At 67.0% G+C, this 22,289-nt stretch carries 20 protein-coding genes; 13 read left to right on the top strand and 7 right to left on the bottom strand.

The features are described from left to right. The first annotated feature begins 25 nt into the window (after window positions 1-25). The 3 genes from EDF56_RS09695 to EDF56_RS09685 are packed head-to-tail and all read left to right on the top strand — an operon-like array spanning window position 26 to window position 4,195. Window positions 26-1,486 carry an efflux transporter outer membrane subunit gene (locus EDF56_RS09695; protein ID WP_132386763.1) on the top strand — a complete coding sequence of 487 codons (1,461 nt, stop codon included), beginning with the start codon at window positions 26-28 and terminating at the stop codon, window positions 1,484-1,486. Next, window positions 1,479-2,633 (top strand): HlyD family efflux transporter periplasmic adaptor subunit, encoded by a 1,155-nt coding sequence (locus EDF56_RS09690; RefSeq protein WP_132386761.1) that lies wholly within the window; start codon window positions 1,479-1,481, stop codon window positions 2,631-2,633. Before EDF56_RS09695 ends, EDF56_RS09690 begins: the two co-directional genes overlap by 8 nt. Then, window positions 2,633-4,195 (top strand): DHA2 family efflux MFS transporter permease subunit, encoded by a 1,563-nt coding sequence (locus tag EDF56_RS09685; protein ID WP_132386759.1) that lies wholly within the window; start codon window positions 2,633-2,635, stop codon window positions 4,193-4,195. Before EDF56_RS09690 ends, EDF56_RS09685 begins: the two co-directional genes overlap by 1 nt. Before the next feature lie 265 nt (window positions 4,196-4,460). On the opposite strand, the gene EDF56_RS09680 is transcribed toward EDF56_RS09685, so the two are convergent. Beyond that, window positions 4,461-5,504 carry a chemotaxis protein CheB gene (locus tag EDF56_RS09680; protein WP_132386757.1) on the bottom strand — a complete coding sequence of 348 codons (1,044 nt, stop codon included), beginning with the start codon at window positions 5,502-5,504 and terminating at the stop codon, window positions 4,461-4,463. A 198-nt stretch (window positions 5,505-5,702) separates the two neighbouring features. On the opposite strand from EDF56_RS09680, the gene EDF56_RS25895 reads away from it, so the two are divergent. The 9 genes from EDF56_RS25895 to EDF56_RS09635 are packed head-to-tail and all read left to right on the top strand — an operon-like array spanning window position 5,703 to window position 12,420. Beyond that, entirely contained in the window at window positions 5,703-5,963 is a 261-nt protein-coding gene (locus EDF56_RS25895; protein ID WP_165912157.1) for an STAS domain-containing protein, read from the top strand. After that, window positions 5,960-8,104 carry a chemotaxis protein CheA gene (locus EDF56_RS09670; protein ID WP_132386753.1) on the top strand — a complete coding sequence of 715 codons (2,145 nt, stop codon included), beginning with the start codon at window positions 5,960-5,962 and terminating at the stop codon, window positions 8,102-8,104. The genes EDF56_RS25895 and EDF56_RS09670 overlap by 4 nt, the downstream gene beginning before the upstream one ends. Further along, complete coding sequence (locus tag EDF56_RS09665; RefSeq protein ID WP_132386751.1) at window positions 8,101-8,970, top strand: protein-glutamate O-methyltransferase CheR; 870 nt, start codon at window positions 8,101-8,103, stop codon at window positions 8,968-8,970. Before EDF56_RS09670 ends, EDF56_RS09665 begins: the two co-directional genes overlap by 4 nt. Then, on the top strand, window positions 8,967-9,992 hold the full coding sequence (gene cheB / locus EDF56_RS09660; protein WP_132386749.1) for a chemotaxis-specific protein-glutamate methyltransferase CheB: 1,026 nt from the start codon (window positions 8,967-8,969) through the stop codon (window positions 9,990-9,992). The genes EDF56_RS09665 and cheB overlap by 4 nt, the downstream gene beginning before the upstream one ends. 4 nt (window positions 9,993-9,996) lie before the next feature. Next, window positions 9,997-10,566 carry a chemotaxis protein CheD gene (locus EDF56_RS09655; protein WP_165912156.1) on the top strand — a complete coding sequence of 190 codons (570 nt, stop codon included), beginning with the start codon at window positions 9,997-9,999 and terminating at the stop codon, window positions 10,564-10,566. A 17-nt stretch (window positions 10,567-10,583) separates the two neighbouring features. Then, on the top strand, window positions 10,584-10,955 hold the full coding sequence (locus tag EDF56_RS09650; protein ID WP_132386747.1) for a response regulator: 372 nt from the start codon (window positions 10,584-10,586) through the stop codon (window positions 10,953-10,955). Window positions 10,956-10,969: 14 nt separating this feature from the next. Then, window positions 10,970-11,425 (top strand): chemotaxis protein CheW, encoded by a 456-nt coding sequence (locus tag EDF56_RS09645; RefSeq protein ID WP_132386745.1) that lies wholly within the window; start codon window positions 10,970-10,972, stop codon window positions 11,423-11,425. Between the two features lie 25 nt (window positions 11,426-11,450). Then, on the top strand, window positions 11,451-11,777 hold the full coding sequence (locus tag EDF56_RS09640) for a hypothetical protein (RefSeq protein WP_243652517.1): 327 nt from the start codon (window positions 11,451-11,453) through the stop codon (window positions 11,775-11,777). A 40-nt stretch (window positions 11,778-11,817) separates the two neighbouring features. Then, window positions 11,818-12,420 carry a DUF938 domain-containing protein gene (locus tag EDF56_RS09635; RefSeq protein WP_132386743.1) on the top strand — a complete coding sequence of 201 codons (603 nt, stop codon included), beginning with the start codon at window positions 11,818-11,820 and terminating at the stop codon, window positions 12,418-12,420. Here the strand turns inward: EDF56_RS09635 and EDF56_RS09630 are convergent. The 4 genes from EDF56_RS09630 to EDF56_RS09615 all read right to left on the bottom strand — a co-directional run bounded on the left by EDF56_RS09630 (window position 12,407) and on the right by EDF56_RS09615 (window position 18,067). After that, window positions 12,407-13,744, bottom strand: a complete 1,338-nt coding sequence (locus tag EDF56_RS09630; RefSeq protein WP_243652516.1) for an MATE family efflux transporter — start codon at window positions 13,742-13,744, stop codon at window positions 12,407-12,409. The genes EDF56_RS09635 and EDF56_RS09630 overlap by 14 nt on opposite strands. Window positions 13,745-13,777: 33 nt before the next feature. After that, window positions 13,778-15,379, bottom strand: coding sequence for an FAD-dependent oxidoreductase (locus tag EDF56_RS09625; protein ID WP_132386741.1), 1,602 nt, complete (start codon window positions 15,377-15,379; stop codon window positions 13,778-13,780). A 1,078-nt stretch (window positions 15,380-16,457) separates the two neighbouring features. After that, a complete protein-coding gene (locus tag EDF56_RS09620) occupies window positions 16,458-17,717 on the bottom strand; it encodes a cytochrome P450 (RefSeq protein ID WP_132386739.1) in 1,260 nt (419 codons plus the stop codon). A gap of 23 nt (window positions 17,718-17,740) precedes the next feature. Further along, entirely contained in the window at window positions 17,741-18,067 is a 327-nt protein-coding gene (locus EDF56_RS09615) for a 2Fe-2S iron-sulfur cluster-binding protein (RefSeq protein WP_132386737.1), read from the bottom strand. Window positions 18,068-18,228: 161 nt separating this feature from the next. Between EDF56_RS09615 and EDF56_RS09610 the strand changes: the two genes are divergently transcribed. Then, entirely contained in the window at window positions 18,229-18,933 is a 705-nt protein-coding gene (locus EDF56_RS09610) for a TetR family transcriptional regulator (protein WP_132387443.1), read from the top strand. A 183-nt stretch (window positions 18,934-19,116) separates the two neighbouring features. Here EDF56_RS09610 and EDF56_RS09605 read toward each other — a convergent pair whose 3' ends face one another. Next, window positions 19,117-20,046, bottom strand: a complete 930-nt coding sequence (locus tag EDF56_RS09605; protein ID WP_132386735.1) for a 1-phosphofructokinase family hexose kinase — start codon at window positions 20,044-20,046, stop codon at window positions 19,117-19,119. A 115-nt stretch (window positions 20,047-20,161) separates the two neighbouring features. Then, window positions 20,162-22,282, bottom strand: a complete 2,121-nt coding sequence (locus tag EDF56_RS09600; protein WP_132386733.1) for an EAL domain-containing protein — start codon at window positions 22,280-22,282, stop codon at window positions 20,162-20,164. Window positions 22,283-22,289: the final 7 nt, after the last annotated feature.

Raw genomic sequence — 22,289 nt, 5'->3', positions numbered from 1 at the left:
GCCGAGGTCGATAAAAACTGTACTGATGAGTACGATCCTCTCCCCCCGAGTCGCGGCAGCCTCGTTGCTGGTCGTCGGCCTTTCGCTGTCCGCCTGTGCGGTGCCCGATCTTGGGCCCAAGCCGCAGATGCGCGCCCCATCAACGCTGGACAGCGCGCAATCGCTCTCCTCGCAACAGGCCAACGCCGCATGGCCGCAGCAGCAGTGGTGGACCGCCTATGGCGATCCGCAGCTTGATGCGTTGGTGACGGAGGCTCTGGCCGGTTCGCCGGATGTCGCCGTGGCACAGGCGCGCATCATGCAGGCGCGCGGCGCGACCGAAGTGGCCGGCGCGGCCACTTTGCCGAGCGTGAACGGGCAGGGCTCGGCCGGCATGGCCAAGCAGAGCTATAACAACGGCATTCCCGCCGAATTCGTGCCGCATGGGTGGAAAAGCACCGGCTCGCTGGCGCTTTCGGGCGATTTCGACCTCGATCTCTGGGGCAAGAACCGCAAGCAGCTTGCGGCCGCCACGTCCGAGCAGATGGCCACCGAGGCCGATGCCCGGCAGGCCGAGCTGATGATCTCCTCCAACGTCGTGTCCTCGTACTTCGACCTTGCCCGCCTGATCGCGCGGGGCGAGGCGCTGAAGGACGCGGTGAAGGCACGCGAGTCGCTGGTCGACCTTTCCGGTCAGCGCATGCGCCAGGGACTGGACGACGAATCCCCGCTGCGTCAGGCCGAAGCGCTCGCCGCCTCGGCGCGCGCGGCACTTTCCGCCAATGACGAACAGATCCTGCTGCGCCGCCATGCACTGGCCGTGCTGCTCGGCGCCGGGCCGGATCGCGGGCTCTCGATCACGCCTACTTCCATTGCCGCGATCCCCGTTGCCGCGATTCCGGGTGATGCCGGGATCGGCCTTGTCGGCCGCCGCCCGGACATCGTCGCCGCGCGTCTGCGCGCGGAAGCGGCGGACAAGCGGATCGGCGCGGCCAAGGCCGCCTTCATGCCGGATATCTCGCTTTCCGGCCTGATCGGCTTGCAGTCGCTTGGCCTCTCGAACCTGTTCAAGGGCAGTTCGACTTACGGCAACGGCACCGGCGCGATCAGCCTGCCGATCTTCGAGGGCGGCCGGCTCAAGGGCGGCTATACGCAGGCACGCGGTTCCTACGACGAAGCCGTGGCGAACTACAATTCGACCGTGGCCGGCGCGCTTCGGGACGTTGCGGACGCTCTGGCGAGCCGTGACGCGGCCCTCGTGCAAGAACAGGCATCGGCGGAGGCCGGAGCCAAGTCCGCCCGCGCGCAGGACCTTGCGCTCCAGCGCTATCACGGCGGGATCGGCAACTATCTCGATGCCCTGACGGCTCAGACCACCGCGCTCGATGCTCGCCAGCAGGCGGTCGATGCCCATTTCCGGACGCTGGCCGAAGACGTCGCGCTCAAGCGCGCTCTCGGCGGCGGTTACGAAGACAATTCCAGCAAGAAGGCCGCTGACAATGACTGACGAAGCGCAGGGTTCGCCTGCACAAGAAAACGCCGATTCGGGGAGCGTGCTTGGCAAGGAACGCCGCAAGCCGTTGCTGCTGGGTCTTGGCGCTGCGGTCGTCGGAGTCGCGGTGCTCTATGGCGCTTATGAATTCTTCATCGGCGGCCGCTCTGTCTCGACCGACAACGCCTATGTCAGCGGCGACAACGCGCAAGTCACCCCGCTCACCTCGGGCCGCGTGATCGAAGTGCTCGTTACCGACACGCAGCCGGTCAAGAAGGGCCAGCTGCTGTTCCGTATCGAGGACAAGGACCAGCGCATCGCGCTTGAACAGGCCGAGGCGGAGCTGGCTTCCGCGCAGCGCACCTATGGCCAGTCGCTTGCCCAGAACCGGGCGCTGGGCGCTTCGGCCGAAGCCAGCGAGGCGGAGATCAACTCGGCCAAGGCCAAGCTCGCTTCCGCACAGGCCACGCTGACCAAGGCGCAGGCGGACTATAGCCGCCGTGCCGCGCTGGTCGGCAGCGGCGCCGTCTCCGCCGAGGATCTGACCACCGCCCGTGAAGCGCTGGCCTCGGCCAAGGCTGCCGAAGGCGAAGCCCATGCCGGGCTGGCCCAGATGCAGGCCAATGCGATCAGCGCCCGCCGTCAGGAAGACGCCGCCGTCGCCATCACGCAGGGCACCACGACCAGCACCGCGCCGCAGATCCGGCAGGCGCAGGCCAAGGTGGACCAGGCCAAGCTCGATCTCGAACGTACCGTGGTACGCGCGCCGATCGACGGCGTGATCGCCAAGCGCGCGATCCAGATCGGCCAGAAGGTTCAGATCGGCTCCGTCGCCATGACGATTGTTCCGGTGAACGAACTCTATGTCGACGCCAACTTCAAGGAAACGCAGCTGGGTAATGTCCGTCCGGGACAGAACGCCACGCTGACGTCCGACTTCTACGGTTCGGGCGTGAAGTTCCACGGCAAGGTCGTGGGCTTCGCGGGCGGCACCGGCGCGGCGTTCTCGCTGATTCCGGCACAGAACGCGACGGGTAACTGGATCAAGGTGGTGCAGCGCCTGCCGGTGCGCATCGAACTCGATCCCAAGGATCTCCAGAAGCATCCGCTGCGTATCGGTCTTTCGATGGATGCCGAGATCGATCTGACGGGCGGCAACTGATGGCCGGCGCTCCCCCCGCAGCCGGGGCGCCAGGGAGCGAAGGGCAAGACGGCACCTTCACCGGTGCGCGGCTGCTGATCGCCGGCTTCCTGCTGGCGATGGCCAACTTCGTCGTCGTGCTGGACATGACGATCGCCAACGTCTCGATCCCGCACATCTCGGGCGGTCTTGGCGTCTCGGTGTCGAACGGCACCTGGGCGATCACGTCCTACGCGGTGGCGGAGGCGATCTGCGTGCCGCTGACCGGGTGGCTCTCGGGCCGCTTTGGCAGTCTGCGGGTGTTCCTGCTCTCGCTGATCGGCTTCGGCGTGTTCTCCGCGCTCTGTGGCATCGCGCATACGTTCCCGCTGCTGGTGGTCTTCCGCCTGGGGCAGGGTTTCTGCGGCGGTCCACTGATGCCGCTGACGCAGACGCTGCTGCTGCGCATCTTCCCGAAGCACATGCATCCGCGCGCCATGGCGATGTGGGCGATGACGGTCGTCACCGCCCCGATCGCGGGCCCGATCGTCGGCGGCTACATCTCCGACAACTGGTCGTGGGAATGGATATTCTTCATCAACGTGCCGATCGTGGCGCTGGTCTTCTTCGGCCTGTTCACGATGCTGCGCGGGATCGAGACGCCCACGCGCAAGCTGCCCATCGACGTCGTCGGCCTGCTGCTGCTGATCTGCTGGGTCGGCGCGTTCCAGATGATGCTGGACCTCGGGCGCGAGCGGGACTGGTTCGGTTCGCCCTTCATCGTCGCGCTGGCGGTGATCGCGGTGCTGTTCTTCATCGCATTCGTGATCTGGGAACTGACCGAGGAACATCCGGTGGTGGACCTGAAAGTCTTCCGCCATCGCGGCTTCTCGGCGGCGACGTTCTCGCTCACCATCGCTTTCGGCACTTACTTCGCCTCGGTCGTGGTGATTCCGCAATGGCTCCAGACCTCGATGGGATACACCGCCACGCAGGCGGGGGAGGCCATGGCCTTCTCCGGCGTGCTGGCCGTGATCGCATCGCCTTTCGTGCCCAAATTGATGCAGCGCTTCGATCCGCGCCTGCTGGTGTTCATCGGCATCTCGTGGATCGGCATCTGCGCGATCTTCCGTACCAGCTGGTCTACCGAAGTGCCGTTCTGGACCATCGCCTGGCCGCAACTGGTGCAGGGCGTCGGCGTCTCGCTGTTCATGGTGCCGCTCACCACGATCAGCCTGGCCTCGGTGTTGCCGCATGAGACGGCGGGCGCGGCAGGCATCGCCAACTTCGGACGCACGCTTGCCAGCGCCATCGCCACCGCACTGGTGACGACGATCTGGGAAGACATGGGCCGCGCCAACGGGGCGGACATGGCTGCCTCGATGAACGGGGCGCAGCAGACCATGGATCAGCTCCAGGGGGCAGGCCTCTCCATGGAGCAGGCGCGCCAGACGCTTGCCAACCTCGTCACTGCGCAGGGAACGGCGCTGGGTACCGTGCATGTCTTCGCACTCTGCGCGATCCTGCTGTTCGTCGCCGCCTGCACGATCTGGATTGCACCGCGTCCCCCCCGCGGTGCGAAGCCGGCCTCCGGCGGGCACTAAACCGCCTTAGCCCGCCGACCGGTCAAGCCGCCGACGCCTCCCCCCATCCCCCGGCGTCGGCGGCTTTTTTTGTGGAGTGCGCCTCCGACATCCGTCGAAGGCTTGCGGCACCGGCCCACTCCCCCACCCGACCTCCCAGATTATGTCCCGCAGGGAGGTCGGGTGGGGGAGTGGGCCGGTGCCGCAGGAGAGGTGGGCGCTTAGCTTTTTTGACCGCCCGCCCTGATCCCCGTCGTCCCCGCGAAGGCGGGGACCCCGCTTTTCTTCAGCCGTCCGCCGTGCCGCATTGCGCGAGCACATCGGCGGCAAGCTCTTCCAGCTTCAGCTCTGCATCCACCGCACCGGCCTCCACCGCCGCCGACGGGGCCTGCGGGACCGTCGCCGTGGCGCGATCCTGCGCCAGTGTGCGGCATCCCGCCGCTTGCAACAGCTTGAGCCCCTTGGCCCCATCCTCGCCCATGCCGGTCAGCACCGCGCCAATGGCGGGAAGTCCACCGCGCGCGATCGTCCCGAACAGCAGCGTGGCGGAAGGGCGGAAACCCTCAACCGGATCGCGCTCCACCATGCGCAGCCTGGCCGGGCTGCCGGGTTCGACGATCACGTGCTTGCCCGGATTGAACGCGATGTGGACGGTGCCCGGCACCAGTTCGGCGCCGTCCGCCGCCGCCTTGACCGCGCAGGCGCAGTCCTTGTCGGCACGGGCAATGAACATTTCCACCAGTGCCGGTTCGGTCTGGAGGATGATGACGGTGGGCGGACAGTTCTTCGGATAATGGCCCAGCACTTCGGTCAGCGCATCCACGCCGCCCATCGACGTGCTGAACGCGGCGATCTTGCCGTTGGGCGCATAGCCGCCCGCGCCTGCCCCTTCGGCTTTCGGCCCGCGATGGCGCGGCCGGTCGCGCACGTTCGAATTGGCGGCGGCGATCACGATCTTGCCCAGCTTGCCCACCGTCTTGGCAAATTGTTCGGGCGTGGCCTTCAACGGCTTGGGAAAGCATTCCACCGCGCCCAGTTCGAAGGCCTTCAGCGATGTTTCCGTGCCGCTCTGGGTAAGCGCCGAAAGCATCACCACCGGCATCGGGTTGGTGGTCATGATCTCTTCCAGAAACTCGATCCCGCTCATCCCCGGCATCTCCACGTCCAGCGTGACGACATTGGGGCGCAGCTCGGCGATCTGGTCGCGGGCCTCGGCCGCACTGGCGGCGGTGCCGACGACGACGACGTTCTTGGATTGCTCCAGCACGTCGCAGAACAGCGCACGCATCGCGGCTGAATCGTCGACCACCAGGACGCGGGCGTCATGCATGAGGGTTCGCCTTTCGGATTGAGACCGAAAGTTCCGATAGCCCCCCGCCTGAGACCAATTCCCTTAGCCGCCATAAGGGCATCGCCTGAGTTTGCGGCAAACCCCGTGTTGGCATCGTCATGGATAGGACAAGTCGTTCGGCGCGTCCTTCGCTCAAGCGGGGGGCGAAACCGGGGCCATTTAAAAACGGGGATTTGCATGACCAGCATCACTTTGCCGGCCCGTTGCGACCGGGCGGCCGCCGAAGCGCTCTGGCCCGAACTCGTGGCCGCCATGGGCAATGCGCCGATGCAGATCGACGGCACCGGCGTTGCCCAAGTCGGGCAGGCGGTGCTGCAATTGCTGGTTTCCGCCCGGCGTAGCGGCGGCGGAGCGCGGATCACCGCATCGCCCGCGCTGGAAGAGGCGGCGCGGCTGACTGGTCTTGTGACCGAACTGTTCGAGGAACCCGCGCTGTGAGCCCCGAGGAAATCCAGCAGATCTTCTTTGCCGAGTGCGAGGAATCGCTTTCCGCTGCCGAAGCGGGCCTCGCCGCCTGCCGCGAAGGCACGCAGGATGCCGATACAGTGAATGCAGTGTTCCGCGCCGTCCATTCGATCAAGGGCGGGGCGGGGGCCTTCGGCTACATCGCGCTTCAGGCCTATACGCATACGTTCGAGACGCTGCTCTCCGACGTGCGCGAAGGGCTGGTGGCGATCGAGCCCAAGCTGGTGGACCTGCTGCTGCGCGCGCTCGACACGTTGTCCGATCACGTCGAGGCCGCGCAGGAGGGGGGAGCACCGCCGCCCGATGCCGCGCTGATTGCCGAGATGGAAGCGGCGATGGCGGTTGGCGGCGCCGGTTCCGCCCATGTCGCCGCGCCGGAATCTGAGCCTGAACCAGAGCCCGCTTCCGATAGCGGCGAGGACTTCGGGCTCGACCTCGATGCCCTGCTGGACGATCTGACCGGCGGTTTCGATACGGCAGCTCCGGAACACTCGCGCTGGCCCGTCCACCTGCGGCCCCGCGCGGGTGCCATGCGCAACGGCAGCGAGCCCCTGCTGATGCTGCGCGAGATTGCGGCGCTCGGCGGGCAGGTCGAGCAGTGCGACGTTTCGCAAGTCCCGCCACTGGACGCCCTGAGCGTCGCGGAAGGCTATCTGGGCTGGACCTTCTCGCTGCCGATCGACGTCGCCGAGGACGCCGTGCGCGAGATCTTCGATTTCATCGGTGACGATTGCGCGCTGGCATTCGGCGCGGACGAGGAGATCCCGCCCGTCGAACTGCTTTCACCGGGGATCGAGTGCGCGGCGCCACCCGCCGAACCGGCCGCCCATTCGCCCGACAAGCCCGCCGCGCCGCCCCCGGCGGCGGCATCCGCGCCCGCACAGGTTCCGGCAGCGGCGACGACGGCCGGCCAGTCGATCCGCATCGATTTGTTCAAGCTGGACCGGCTGATCGATCTGGTGGGCGAACTGGTGATCGCGCAGGCCATGCTGGACCAGCGGCTGGAGGGCGCCGGCGTCACCGCGACCGAGGAACTCTCGCTGCTGGAAAGCCTGACGCGCGACATTCAGGAAAGCGCGATGTCGATCCGCGCGCAGCCCATCGGCAGCGTGTTCAGCCGGGTGCCGCGCATCCTGCGCGATCTCGCCTCGACCACGGGCAAGCACGTGAAGCTGGACGTTTTCGGAGAGACTACCGAACTCGACAAGACCGTGATCGAACGGCTGGGCGAGCCGCTGACTCACCTGATACGCAACGCGGTGGACCACGGCATCGAAACGGCGGAAGAGCGCATCGCCGCCGGCAAGTCGCCCGAAGGCACGTTGACGCTGTCGGCCGAGCATCGTTCGGGCCGTATTCTCATCTCGATCGGGGACGACGGCGCCGGGATCAACCGCGAACGCGTGCTGGCCAAGGCAATCGAGAAAGGCATCGTTAGCGCCGACGCGCAGCTTTCCGCCGAGGAGATCGACAACCTGATCTTCGCCCCCGGCTTCTCCACCGCGCAAGTGGTGTCCAACATCTCCGGCCGGGGCGTGGGCATGGACGTGGTGCGCCAGAACGTGAAGGATCTGGGCGGGCGCATCACTATCGAGAGCACGCCGGGCAAGGGCACGACCTTCCTTCTCACCCTGCCGCTGACCTTGGCGATTTCCGACGGGATGATCGTCAACGTGGGCGACCAGACGCTGGTGGTGCCACTGGCGCATGTGGTGGAGAGCCTGCGCCCTGAGGAGGGGGCGGTGCAGGGCCTTGGCTCCAGTCAGGCCATGCTCAATGTGCGCGGGCGGTTCATTCCGGTGATCGCGCTGAAGGATGCGCTGGGATCGCCGCTGGGCGCGACGTCGCCCGAGGAGGGCGTGCTGGTGGTCGTCGATACCGAAAGCGCCGGGCAGGCGGCGCTGCTGGTGGACGGCATTCAGGACCAGCGCCAGTTCGTGATCAAGAGCCTGGCCACCAATTTCCGCGTGGTGGAAGGCGTGGCCGGGGCGACGATCCTGGGCGACGGGCGCGTGGCGCTGATCGTCGATGTCGACAGTCTGGTGGCCTGCGCGCTGCCGCCGCAAGACCGGCCCAATCACGACCGGCCCAATCACGAAAGACATGCCGCGTGAACACAGCGGCCGCCACCATGGATCCGATTCCCGGCATCAGTCCGGACATCTACAGCGCGCGCGACTTCGCGGCGGTGTCCAGGATCGTCTATGACGAGGTCGGCATCGTGCTGCCGCAGGGCAAGGCGATGCTGGTCTATTCGCGGCTGGCCCCGCTGGTGCGCTCCACCGGTTCGGTCAGCTTCGGCCGCTATATCGAACTGATGCGGATAGACCGGGCGGAACTGGCCCGCGCGATGGCCGCGCTCACCACCAATCACACGTTCTTCTACCGCGAGGCGCACCACTTCGAACATCTCGCCAGCGAAGTGCGTCCGCATCTCATCCGCAAGCTGAAGGCCGGGGAGCCGGCGCGCCTGTGGTCGGCAGGCTGTTCCAGCGGAGAGGAGACATGGTCGATGGTCATGACTCTGTTGGGGCCGGATCGCGGGCAGGGGCTGGACTTGGCGCGGCGCGATCTGGCGGTGCTGGCCAGCGACATCGCCCCCCATGTGCTGGCCAAGGCACGGGCGGCGACTTACGCGGCCAAGGACCTGGAACCCGTGCCCGCCGACTTGCGCACGGTGTGGAGCAGCACGCGCGGGGATGAGACCACGGTGGCGGACCCGGTGCGCTCGATAGTGCGCTTCCGTCAGCTCAATCTCCTGGGAAACTGGCCGATGAAGGGCCGGTTCGATGCGATCTTCTGCCGCAATGTCATGATCTATTTCGACAGCGCCACCAACGAACGGCTGGTCGCCCGCTATGCGCAGGCGCTGCACCCCGGCGGCTTTCTCTACATCGGCCATTCCGAACGCGTGACCGGCTCCGCCGCCGCCATGCTGCGGCAGGTCGGCCCCACTATCTACAGGAGGAACGAGGCGTGAGCATCCGGGTCCTGATCGTCGACGATTCCGCCACCATGCGCGCGATCCTGATGTCGCGGCTGAGCGAGCAGCGCGATATCGAGGTCGTCGGCACCGCGTCCGACGCGGCGGAGGGGCGGGCGCTGATCAAGCGGCTCGATCCCGACGTGGTCACGCTGGATATCGAGATGCCGGGGATGAATGGGCTCGATTTCCTGGAAAAGATCATGACCCTGCGGCCAACCCCGGTGATCATCGTTTCCGGTGCCACGCAGGAGGGTAACGACGTCACCGCCCGCGCGCTGGGGCTGGGGGCGGTGAATTGCTATTCGAAGTACGACCCCACTGGAAAGCTGGCCCTTCAGGACGGCGGCGAGCTGGCCGAACTGATCCGCGATGCCGCGCAAGTCCGCTTTCACAAGCCGGGGAAGACCGCGCCGGTGGTGGCCGAGGAGAGCCGGCGCTCGATCCGGCGCGACACCCGCCTGATCGCCATCGGCGCCTCTACGGGAGGGGTGGAGGCGCTGCAGGTACTGCTGCGCGAGTTTCCCGCCGATTGCCCGCCGACGATGATCGTCCAGCATGTGAACCCGCGCTTTGCCCCGGCCATTGCCCGCACGCTGGATCAGGCTGGCCCGGCGCGCGTGCAGGTGGCCGAGCAGGCCATGCCCCTCAAGCCCGGCACCGTCTATCTGGCGGCCACAGCCGACCATCACCTGACCGTGCGCGGTGGCGCCACCCTGACCACGCGGCTGCGGCGCGGGCAGGCGATCAGCGGCCATGTACCCAGCGTCGATGCGCTGTTCGCCTCCGTGGCGAAGGAGGTGGGGCCGGGCGCCGTCGGCATCCTGCTCACCGGCATGGGCCAGGACGGCGCGCGCGGGCTCTTGGCGATGAGCGAGGCGGGCGCGCACACCATCGCGCAGGATGAGCAGACATGCACCGTGTTCGGCATGCCGCGCGCGGCGATTTCGCTGGGCGCGGCGCGCGTCGTCGCCCCGATCGGGCGCATCGCCCGCCATGCCTTCAACAAGGCGGCCTGACCCAATGAATCCCGATCCCGGCCAGATGGGAGAGACGATGCGCCTGACCGTGCTGCAAGGCCAGTTCAAGGTCAGCGCGGGGCCGCGCGTGGAACTCAACACGGTGCTGGGATCGTGTGTCGCCAGTTGCCTCTACGATCCGGTGGCGGAGCTGGGGGGCATGAACCACTTCCTGCTGTCCGAACCGCCCGCCAGCCATACGCGGGGCGAGGTGGACGTGCACTACGGCGTCTACCTGATGGAGATGCTGATCAACGAGATGCTGTCCTACGGCGCGCGCAAGGACCGGCTGCGCGCGCATCTTTATGGCGGCGCCAATATCCGCGCCGGGATGCAGCGGATCGGCACCGCCAATGCCGAATTCGCGCGCGGCTTTCTGGTGCGCGAGCGGATCGAGCTGGTGAAGCAGGACCTTGGCGGCACCGGCGCCCGCCGCGTCGATTTCCGCCCTGCCTCGGGACTGGTGCGGTGCCGCACCGTCGCCGCGTCCGCCGCGCTCGACGCAGCCATCCAACCTGCCGCCCCGCTGGCCGCCGCCCAACTGGCCCAGCGCGGCGAAGTCGAACTGTTCTGAAGGAAACGAGGCCCCTGATGTCCAAGACCACCCGTGTCCTTACCGTAGACGACAGCGCATCGATGCGTGCGCTGCTCAATCATGCGCTCTCCACCAACGGCTTTGATGTCGCGCAGGCGGATGACGGCATGTCCGCGCTGGAATGGCTGGCCGCGAACGAGGTCGATGTCGTCATCACCGACATCAACATGCCCCGGCTCGACGGGTTCGGCCTGATCGAGCAGGTGCGCGGCGGCACTCGCCATCGCGACCGGCCGATCCTTGTCCTCACCACCGAAAGTTCGGACGAGAAGAAGGCCCGCGCCCGCGCCGCCGGGGCCACCGGGTGGATCGTCAAGCCGTTCGATACCGACAAGCTGGTCGCGGCCGTGCGCCGCGTCGCCCACTGAAGGAAGGCCCGCCCATGCATCGCGAACTCATCACCTTCGAAGTCGCCGGCCAGATCTTCGCGCTGGACATCATGTCGATCCGCGAGATCCGGGCATGGACCCCGGTGACGCCCATGCCGCGCGTGCCGCATTACGTGGCGGGCGTGGTCAACTTGCGCGGCACCGTGCTGCCGGTGATCGACCTTGCCGCGCGGCTGGGCTGGGCGCCGACCGAGGCGACGCCGCGCCACGCGATCATCGTCTGCCAGGTGGAGGGTCATGCGGCGCACACGCAATCGCAGGGGCTGATCGTCGATTCCGTATCGGACATCGTGGCGTTCAATTCCGAAGCCTTGCAAGCCCCGCCCAGTGCGGGTCGGGACGAGGTGATCCCGTTCCTGGAAGGGCTGGTGGCGATAGAGGACCGCATGGTCATGGTGCTGGACCTCCAGTCGCTCAGCGCGCCGGATGCGCCGGTTCTGGCAGCGTGATCGGATGATCCACGATTCCAAATTCATGGCCCCGAAGTTGGTCGCGATGGCCGATGTGCTGGTGGAACTGGGCGCGGAGATAGAGGCGCTGGGCGAAGTGCTCTGCCGTGATGAGGACTTTGCCGCGCGCCATCTGCGGGAGCTTCAGGCGATAGACCTGATCGCCCAGAAGCAGCGCGCGCTGGCTGCCATCGTCGCCGCCGGGTTCAGCGCGGCGGAGATGCGCCGGATCAATCTGGAAGCACTGCACCAGCGGTTCTGCGGTTTTCTGGACGATAGCGAAATGCTCTGCGAGGTGCCGCTCGACCCGCCGGAGCCTGACGACATGGACACGCTTGGCCTGTGGGAGTGAGCGTCTTGCAGGCGTGATCGGCCGGAGCTACGCCCGTGCCATGTCCGATCTTCGCCGCACCGCACCCGCCGTCGCCCGCAATCGCGATCCCATCCTAGACGTGCTGCGCGATGTCCTGCCGGCATCGGGCACGGTGCTGGAAGTGGCCAGCGGCACCGGCGAACACGCCATTCACTTCGCGCGCGGCTTGCCCCATCTCGATTGGCAGCCCAGCGATCCGGATGCAGAGGCGCGCGCTTCGATCGAGGCGTGGCGGGAGGCGGAGAGCGTGCCGAACCTGCTCGCTCCGCTGGAAATCGACGCGGCTGCCGCGGAATGGCCGGTTTCGCATGCCGATGCGCTGGTCTGCATCAACATGATCCATATCAGCCCCTGGGCGGCGACCGAGGGTCTGATGGCGGCAGCGGGGCGGCTGTTGACCACGGGTGAACCGCTGGTGCTCTACGGCCCTTACCGCCGCGAAGGCCATGCGATTGAGCCGAGCAATGCCGCTTTCGACGAGGATCTGAAGCGCCGCAATCCGGCGTGGGGTCTGCGCCTGCTGGACGAGGTCGCGCGGCAGGCCGACGCGCGTGGATTTGCTCTCGAACGCGTGATCGAGATGCCGGCCAACAACCTTACGGTCGTTTTCAGGAAACGCTGAAGCTGGCCCGTACCTTGCGCGGCAGCACGGCCAATTGGCTACCCGCGCGGGCGACGAAGAACAGCGTGAAGGCGGTCCACAATCCCGCATTGCCCAGCGGGTGGAGCAGCCAGATCAGCGCGCCGTAGATCGCCATGGAGACCGCCATCGTCCCCAGCATAGCCCGCGTCCATCCCGCGCCGACGAAGACGCCGTCCAGCACGTAGGACGCGTAGCCGGCGATGGGCAGCACCATGACCCATGGCACGAATTGCGCGGCGCGGGCGATCACCGCCGGGTCGGTGCTGAAGCGTGCGGCCAGCGCCTCTCCGGCAAACACATAGCCCAGCGTCAGCACCAGCGCCGTCACCCCGCCCCAGAGCAGCGCGGCGCGTACGGCGGCGTTGAAGCGGGATCGCTCGCCCGCGCCAAGCGCCTCTCCGCAGAGCACTTGCGCGGCGCTTTCGAACCCGTCGAGGATCAGCGTGGCCAGCATGAACAGCTGGAACAGGATGCCGTTGGCCGCCAGCGTCACCGGCCCGCCTTGCGCGCCGGTGCGGGCGAACAGCAGCAGCACCGCCGTCAGCAGCAGCGTGCGCAGGAACAGGTCCCGGTTGAGGGCGAACAGCGCGGCCAGATCGGCGCGGCGCCACGTCACCCGGCGGCGCATCGCGGCGAAGGCGGCGCGCGCCGAAGGGCGGTTGAGCACGATGGCGGCAAGGACGAGGAACTTGAACGCTTCGCTCGTCAACGTCGCCGTCGCCACGCCGGCAACGCCCCAGTGGACCACCAGCACCAGGAACAGGTCCAGCGCGATGTGCACGGCATTGGCCGCCACTTCCACCACCAGCACATGGCGCACCAGTCGCTGGCCGATCAGCCATCCCACCAGCACGCAATTGCCCAGCCACAACGGCGCCGCCCAATAGCGGATGGCGATGTAATGCTGCGCGCTCTCGCGCACCGCCGCCTTGGCATCCAGCAGGTCCAGACCGAGCGGGATCGCCAGCGGCATCGCGGCGATCAGCAATGTGCCGATCCCCAGCGCCACTGCCATGGCGCGTGCCAGCGTGGCCGCCTGCGCCTGAGCGTCACCGCGTCCGGAGCCTTGCGCGGTGAGCGCCACGGTGCTGGTGCGCAGGAAGTTGAAGACGTTGAGCAGCGCCATCATGAACTTGGCGCCCAGTTCCACCGCGCCCTGCGCCGGAGCGTCGCCCAGCCTGCCGATCGCCCACATGTCCGCCAGCCCGAACAGCGCGGTCGCCAGATTGGTCAGCATCGCGGGCAGGGCGATGGACCAGAGCAGACGCGCCTGTGCGGTGTCGGGGCGGGAGAAGCGGAGCAAGAGGAACCTGCCAAGGAGGATGGAGCCGCCCGCCTATCCGACCATATGGCGCACGGCAATCATCCCGAAGACCGCGCCGACGCCTGCCGCGAAACCGGGGGCAATGTCGTTGGGGCCGGAAAGCGGCGCGGTGCAGCCGCCGATGGCGTAGAGCCCGGTAATCGGCCGCCCGTCATCGCGCAGCACGCGGGCATGGGCATCGACCAGCACACCGCCGCAGGTGCCAAGGCTTTCGGAGCGCAGCGGAATGGCGAAGAACGGCGCGCGCGAGATCGACCCCATGCAGGGATTGGGCTGATGGCGCGGGTCGCCGTAATAGCGGTTGTAGGCCGAGACGCCCTTGGCAAAATCGGAGTCCTCGCCGCGTGCGGCCAGCGCGTTCCAGCGCGTGACCGTTGCCTCCAGACCGGCCGGATCGATCCCGCACGCATGGGCGAGCGCGTCGAGCGAGGCGGCTCTTACCACCGTGCCGTTCTGCAACTGCTGGCGCGGGACGGGGCCGGGCGGCAGCGGGCCGAAGCGGTAGTGCACGCGGTGGCGGGCATCGAGCACTGCCCATGCCGCCGGGATGCCGCTCGCCAGGCTTTCCCGGGCAAGAACGGCGCGGCCCACCTCCATCGGCGGCGCCGCCTCGTTGACGAAGCGGCCCCCCGCTGCGTCAACGATCACGAGGTGCGGCTTGGCAAGCCCCGGCAGCACGATCAATGCCGGTGTGACATGCTCGGACGCCGGGCGCACGAAGCGCCAGGCGTCGCTCATCCACGCGGTTCCCGCGCCGAGTCCCTCCATCGCCGCCACCGCATCGCCGGCCCCCTCGCCGGGAGTGGGCTGCGTTGCGTTCGGCGCGACGCGGCCGCTGGCGATGACCACGCCGTGGCGCGCCCGCACCCGCCGGTGCCAGCTTTCGCAGTCGATCATGGCGCCGGTGACGCGGCCGCGCTCGCTTTCAAGCGCCATCAGCGCCGCGCGGGTTCGGATCTCGGCCCCCAGTTCCAGCGCGCTGAGCAAGAGGCGGGCCTGAAGCGCGGCGCCTGCCGTGAACAGTTCCTGCGCGCGGACCCGTCCGGCAAGGCGCCGCCAGCGCAGGCGGGCCGAGCCCAGGCGGCCCTCCCACGTCGTGGCGCGGCTGAGACGGGCAAGCTCCGAGGCGCGGGCGGGAATCGGCAGGCTCTGCGGCCGGATCCTGCGCCGCCAGGTGCCGAGCCGCTCCGCGTCGATCACCGAGGTTTCCACGGCGCGTCCCTCGGCATGGCCGCCGGGGAGGGTGTCGTAATGGTCCGGATACCCCTCGCAGCGGTGCAGCGGAATGCCGCGCGAATCGTAGAGCGCCACCAGCGGTGCCACGCCATCGACGAAAGCGGCGCGGCGCTCAGGCGTGGAGGAGCGATCGCCCTCGGCCACGAAGTTGGCGAGATAGTCCAATGCGGCGCTGCGCGAATCGTGCACTTTGTCGCGTATCATCAACTGGCTATTGGGCATCCAGAGCATCCCGCTCGACAGCGAGGAGGGGCCGCCGATGAGCAGGTCCTGCTCGATAACCAGCGTGTCCAGACCGGCCATGCGCGCGGCTATGGCGGCGGTGAGGCCGCCGATTCCACTGCCGACAATGAGGACGTCGCACTCGATATCGGGCATCTGTCCAGTCCGATGGGCCGGGGCGCCGATGTTCGAGAAGGGATTCTTCCGCGAATCACCTGCGCCTTTCGCTTACGCTTCAAGATGATACGATTTATGCTGCGACTGCGCAAAGATTGGGGCGAAGAGCCGTGTTGCAGGCCTGAACGAACTGCGCCCCTGTCTGCTTTTTCGCAGGACAGGGGCGCCGATTCGAGGTATCAAGTTCATGCTGCAATTGCGAAGATTCGGCGCGCCGGAGGAGGTTTAAGCTCCCCTCGGCGCGCTCTCTCCCAACGCCGCCAAGGCCGAGAACGGCCCTTCGCCTTGCACCTTGGAACATTTTTTCGCTTTGGCAAAGTCCGAATTTGCGGAAGGACGCTTCGCGTTCGATGCGTGTCCTTTGTGCAGCATGATGGAGCGCACCCGTTGGGAAGGGGGCGGGTCTCACCGTTTCGGACCTATCCCGCCTTTCCAGTGCAGGCACCCGGTGCGATCCTCCATTCTGACTTCAAAGGAGCATCCTGCGATGATTCCTGGAAATTCAGCCGATGGTACGCGGATCTGTAATTCCGGAGCGGATTATCGTTTTGGCCAATTCCATGATCAGTTCCACCGCAGGGTCCTTCGTGGTCGCGCAGGTCTCGGTGGACCGGAGGGGGCAGGGCAACCGCGCCGGGGGCGTGCGGATTGGCCCCGGCGGCGCAGGTGAGCAGCCATCGGCCTGCGCCGCCGCCCCATCTCCTGATGCTCTCGTAGCGGGCCAAGATTTCGCTCAGGCTGAGCTTATGGGGGCCTCCTGAGGCGCGGTGCGAGGCTGCCATCCTTCGACAAGCTCAGGATGAGCGGAGGGAGGTGCACCGGACCTGCATTCCCACTGCGCTCGTCTCTCTCCACCCGCTGAGGCTGAGCTTGTCGAAGCCCCTGAGGTACGGTGCGAGGTCGCCATCCTTCGATAGGCTAGGATGAGCGGATCAAGCCCGCATTCCGCGCCCGCTCCCGTCAAGGCTGCAATTGCCGGAGCCCTGAACGGAACGGGGGCCGGATGATCCCACCCGGCCCCCGTGTTATCTCTCATCCCGCAGGATTTGACCCGCGCTTACCAGACCAGTGGCACTTCCTCCGGCCCGATGACGCCGCCGGGGCGGTACTCGATCCGGGTGCCGGGCTTGAGTTCGAAGTTCGGAATACGCTTCAGCCATTCCTGCAACGCGATCTTCACTTCCAGACGGGCGAGGTGCCCGCCCATGCAGCTGTGCACGCCCACGGTGAAGGCCAGAATGGTCTTGCGCGGACGGTCGAAGTCCACGGTCAGCGGATCGGGGAAGACTTCGGGGTCGAAGTTGCAGGCGGGCAGGATGAAGGTGACGCGGTCGCCCTTCTTGAGCTGCACGCCGCGCATTTCGTGGTCCTTGTCGAGCACGCGGCCCGAGAAAGTGACCGACCAGCGGCGCAGCAGTTCCTCGACGATCTTGTCGATGTCCTGCGGACGGTCGATGATTTCCTGCCGCTTTTCCGGGTTCTCCGCCAGCCATGCCCAGATGTTGTTGAGCGTGGCGAACACGGTGTCGAGCCCGGCGATGAACAGGAAGCAGACGAAACCGAAGATCTCCTTCTCGGACATCAGCGCGCCGTCCACCTGGGCATGGGCGATCCGGCTGACCACGCCGTCATCGGGATTGGCCTGCTTCTCGGCAATGGCTTCCTTCAGATAGGCGGTGATCTTCTGCATCGCCCCGCCCATGATGGCGCGGTCGTTCGAGTGCAGCAGTTCCATCGCCCAGGACACGAAAGTATCGCGCATGTCCTGCGGCAGACCCATGATGTCCAGGAACACCGCGACGGGCAGCGGGCGGCCGAAATCCTCGGTGAATTCGCAGGAGCCACCGGCGGCGACCTTGGCTTCGATCTCGTCGATCAGATCGTTGGCGCGCTTGCGGATCAGGCCTTCCAGCTTGAGCACGCCCTGCGGGCTGAACACCGGATCGACGATGTTGCGATACTTGCGGTGGTGCGGCGGATCGATTTCGATCGGGATAAAGTAGAAGTAGTCGCTAGGATCGCGCGGGAACGGCGTGGCGCCTTCGTTCGAGAAGATCTCGGGATGGCGCAGGCCGAACAGGGCATCCTCGTGGCGGGTGAAGTGCCACATGTTCCCCATCGGGCTGACGTCGTAATAGATCGGCGGCTGCTTGTCGTGCAGCGCGGCCATGAAATCGTGCGGCGAGGCAAGGAATTCGGGCCCGAAGGTCAGGCCCACCTGGCGGATCAGATCCGCCGGAACGTGGTCAGGCACCTGATCCATCCCGACATGGCGCGGGAAAGTGGGCGGAACGGGGTTGGCGGCGTCGATCGGCATCGTTTCTCTCCCTTTCGCGCGGCTTAGAACTGATGCTCGGGCAGATGGACGACCAGCCCGTCCAGCGCGTCCGTCATCACCATCTGGCAGGAGAGGCGGCTGGAAGGCTTCACTTCATCCGCCGCGGATTCGAGCAGTTCTTCTTCCGCCTGCGAAGACGGGCCGCCCACCGTGTCGGTCCAGTCCGCATCGACATAGCAGTGGCAGGTGGCGCAGGAGAGGCCGCCGCCGCATTCGCCGGTGATCCCGTCGATCCCGTTGTAGAGCGCGCCGCGCATGACGTTTTCGCCGGTTTCGACCTCTACCGTCGTCGCATGACCGGTATGGTCGACATAAGTCACCTTGGGCATCTGGCTCTCCTGAATCCCGTCTCTTTCGCGTTGCTTGAGAACGCTGTTCTCGTCTATTTAGCGCGAAGCACAGGCGCGAGTCAATCTCGGCGGCGCAGCCTGCCCGCCCGGTCCTTTCCGACGGGCTGGACCGGGCGGGCGAGAGCGGATACCCCATGGCGATGGCGAGCACGAACCCCAGCCCGATCCTGCCTTTGGCCATCGCGCCCTTGCCGATTGCGGACGCGGAAGAGGACCGAAGCCGCCGGTTGATTGCCGCGGCGCACCAGTTGCTGGACGAGGCAGGGCTGGAAGGGCTCACTATCCGTGCGGTGCTCGCGCGCACGGGCCTTGCGCGCCGCGCTTTCTACGAACGCTTTCAGGGCAAGGACGATCTGGTGCTGGCAGTGTTCGACACGACGCTGCGGCTGGCGGCTTACCAGTTCCGCGAAATGGCCGCTGGTGCCGGCGATCCGGCCGAGGCGCTGGGAACGATCGTGCGCGGGCTTGTGGTTGGTCAGGCGCAATTGGCAGGCGGACTGCCGGGCCAGATGGCGGCGGACCAGACGCTTGTCGGCGGCGCGCATCTGCGCAGCGCGGCGCTCAGCCGCGAACACTTGCGTCTTGCCCAGCAGCGCCCGGCCGAACTCAAGGCGGCGCTGGAGCCGTTGCTGGACCTCGTGGCCGGGCACATCGCTGACGGCATGGAGGCGGGCGTGTTTCGCAAGGCCGACCCGCAGCTTCAGGCGCGGCTGATCTACAACCTCGTCTCGACGACGGTGCATACGCTCTTGCTGGAGGAGGAAGGCCACGCGCCCAACCGCAGCGAGCGTGAGGCGCTGGCCGAGGCGATCTGGTCGTTCTGTCTGCGGGCGATTGCGGTCTGAGGTTTGGCTGTTCCGATCGGCCTAATCCTCTCCTACCCCCCAATCCTGTTTTTCCGTCGTCCCCGCGAAGGCGGGGATCCCGCTTACTTTTCTTTACGCCGCAAGAAAGCGGGGCCCCCGCCTTCGCGGGGGCGACGAGGTGTTGTTGGGCGAGCAAGCAAGGGCGAGATCAGCCGGGGCGTTTTACAATGGCTGGACCTTATCAAGCAGCCGCGCGATGTCGGCAGGGCGCGCCAGATCGGTGCCCGCGCGCAGCACGGCGGCGGAGCCTGCGGCAAGGCCGTAACGGAAGGCGGAAAGGTCGTCCTCGCCCCGGCACAGCGCGTGGACCATGGCGGCGACGAAGCTGTCGCCCGCACCCACTGCGCTCGCGGCCGCGATCTTCAGTGCAGGCAGGTACACGGTGCCACCTACGTGGGCGAGGACGGCGCCCTCATGCCCCAGCGTCACGGCGACAAGGCGTGATTTCCCGGCATCGACGATCTCCATTGCGGCCTTGCCGATGGCCTCGATGCTGTCGAGCGCGTGGCCGCAGTACTCCGCGAGTTCGCCTTGGCTGGGCTTCACCAGCAGGAGTTCGCCTTGCTCGATCCCGGCCGCGAGGGCCGCGCCGGAGGTGTCCAGCACGATCTCGATCCCCTTGGGCCGCAGCAGCCGGGTGACGCGGGCGTAGAAGTCGGTCGGCACGCCCGGCGGCAGCGAGCCGCTGAGGACCATCACATCGCAGTCGGTTTCGGCCAGCACGTCAAGGCAGTGCGTCCATTCCGCCTCGCTCACGTGCGGGCCTGCGGGGGTGAAGCGGTATTCCTTGTTGGTCTCGTGTTCGAGGATATCGGCGGCGATCCGCGTCGGTCCCTTGATCTCGATCCGCGTGCGCACGAGCTGGTGCAGGTCGATAAGCCCGTCCAGCGCCGGCCCGATGGCGCCGCCCGAGAGGTAATAGCAGCGCGCATTGCCGCCGAGCCGCACGAAGACGCGCGCCACGTTGATGCCGCCACCGCCCGGTGCGTAATGCTCGTTGTCGGTACGCATCTTGTGCGTGTGCCGAACCTTCCCGACGTCGTAGGACACGTCGATCGTCGGGTTCATGGTCAGCGTGGCGATGCTCTTCATCGAGGCGGCTCCGTGGCGGGGAGGAGGGGGGATCCGATCATGGCGCGCGTATGGGACGGAACTCATGCCCGTCATCGCGAAGAGGCGTCAAGCGTGCCGGTAACCGGCCGGACCGTCAGGCAGCGCGGCTGCCGGTCTCGCGCGCTTCGAAGGTGATCGTGCCGGCGGGCCCGGGGCGACCGAACAGGAAACCCTGGCCCTGCGTGCAGCCTTCGCTGCGCAAGTATTCGCGCTCCATCTCGCGCTCGATGCCTTCCGCCACGACATCGACGCCAAGGCTGCGGCCAAGGCCGATCACCGCCCGGATCACCGCGCGCGAATTGGCCTCTCGCTGGAGGTTCAGGATGAACGACTTGTCGATCTTGATCTTGGTGAAGGGGTAGTTGAGCAGGTAGCTCAGCGAGGAATAGCCGGTGCCGAAATCGTCGAGCGAGATGCCGATGCCGAAAGCGCGCAAGTTGCGGATGATCGCGGCGGGACGGGGCCCGCGCTCCATCAGCACGGCCTCGGTGATTTCCAGTTCGAGCCGCTCGGCGGTAAGGCCCGAGGACGAGAGCGCGTTGATGACGGTGCTCAGCAGGTTGCCGTTGCGGAACTGGAGCGGCGAGACATTGACCGACAGGCGAATGTGCGCGGGCCAAGTCATCGCCTCGCGGCAGGCCGAATTGAGCACGAAGCGGCCGACCTGATCGATCAGCCCCAGTTCCTCGGCCAGCGGAATGAAGACTTCGGGCGAGACGAGGCCGCGTTCGCCGTGATCCCAGCGCAGCAGCGCCTCGCAGCATTCGATCGCGCCGGTCTCCAGATTGACCAGCGGCTGGTAATGAACCTCAAGGGCGCCTTCCTGCACGGCCTTGCGCAAGTCCTTTTCCAGCCTGCTCTTGGCCTGCGCCGCCTCGTCCATGCGCGCTTCGAAACCCCGGCACGATCCGCGCCGTTCGCCTTTGGCGGCATAGAGCGCAAGGTCGGCGTAGCGCAGCAAGGTCTGCGGGTCGGAGGTGTCGTAGGGCGCGCTGGCGAAGCCGATGGTGGCGCCGATGTGCAGCATGTTGCCGTGGACGAAGAACGGTTCGCTCAGCGCAGTGATGATCGACTTGGCGACCAGTTCGGCCTGCGTCTGGCTGGAGCGGCGGAAGATGATCGCGAATTCGTCGCCGCCGATGCGACAGAGCAGGGCGTCCGGCGGGATCAGCTCGCGCATGCGCCGCGCCGCGTCGGTCAGCAGCATGTCGCCGAAATGGTGGCCATACGTGTCGTTGACGGCCTTGAAATGGTCGAGATCGACGAAGGCCAGCGTGACGGTGTCCTCCGGAGAGGCGTGTTCGAGCACCTGGCTCAGGTATTCGCGGCAATGCGCACGGTTGGCGAGGCCGGTGAGTTCGTCGTGCCGGGCCATGTGCGCCATGCGCTGCTCGATGCGGCGGCGTTCGGTGACATCGACGATCGTCACGATCGTCACCGTATCGCCTTCCAGCTGGGAAAGCCGGGTCGAGACCATGGCTTCCACGGTGCCGCCGTCGCTGCGCAGCAGCGGCCAGCACGAATCGCCTTCCGGGCAATCGGTGGCGAGCATGCGCGAGGCCGCTTCGCGATCGGGCTCGGAGAACAGCACCTGCGCGCTCATCCCGGCGATGGCGTCCGCCGCATAGCCGAACAGGCGGCAGGCGGCCTCGTTGGCCGAGCGCACGTGCCCGCTTGCGGCATCGTAGACGAGCATGGCCAGCGGGTTCTGCTCGAACAGCAGGCGGAAGGCTTCCTCGCGCTGCTTGAGATCGGTGATGTCGACGCGGATGCCGATCGTGCCGCCGCTGTCGGTCTTGCGCTCCTCGATCAGGATGCAGCGGCCGTTGGCAAGGCGTTGCTCGTGGCGGCAATCGGGCTGGCGCAGCATGGAGACGCGGCGGGCAAGCCACTCTTCCTCCTGCCCGAGGGCTTCCGGATAGTCGCCGCGCTCAACCCCGATGCGCAGCGTATCGCTCAGCTTGGCGCCGCGTTCCAGCAGGTCGGCGGAGCGGTGGTAGATTTCCTCGTAGCGACGGTTCCACAGGACGTAGCGGTCATCCTCGTCAAGGATGACAATGCCCTGGGGCAGTGCCTCGATGGCTTCGCGCAGGAGAGATTCGGTCCGCGCGCTGGCGGCAAGGGCGGCCTCAAGCGATGGGTGCGCGGGTGCGACCGACGGATTGCCCGTCGTTTCGTTCGCTTCCCTTTCGTGACCGTCGCCAGGAATCAACATGGTGCCC

The organism is Novosphingobium sp. PhB165, from assembly GCF_004341845.1.
Classification (GTDB): Bacteria; Pseudomonadota; Alphaproteobacteria; order Sphingomonadales; family Sphingomonadaceae; genus Novosphingobium.
Note: the sequence above shows the minus strand (reverse complement) of the source record. Positions and strands in the feature narration are given on the sequence as shown.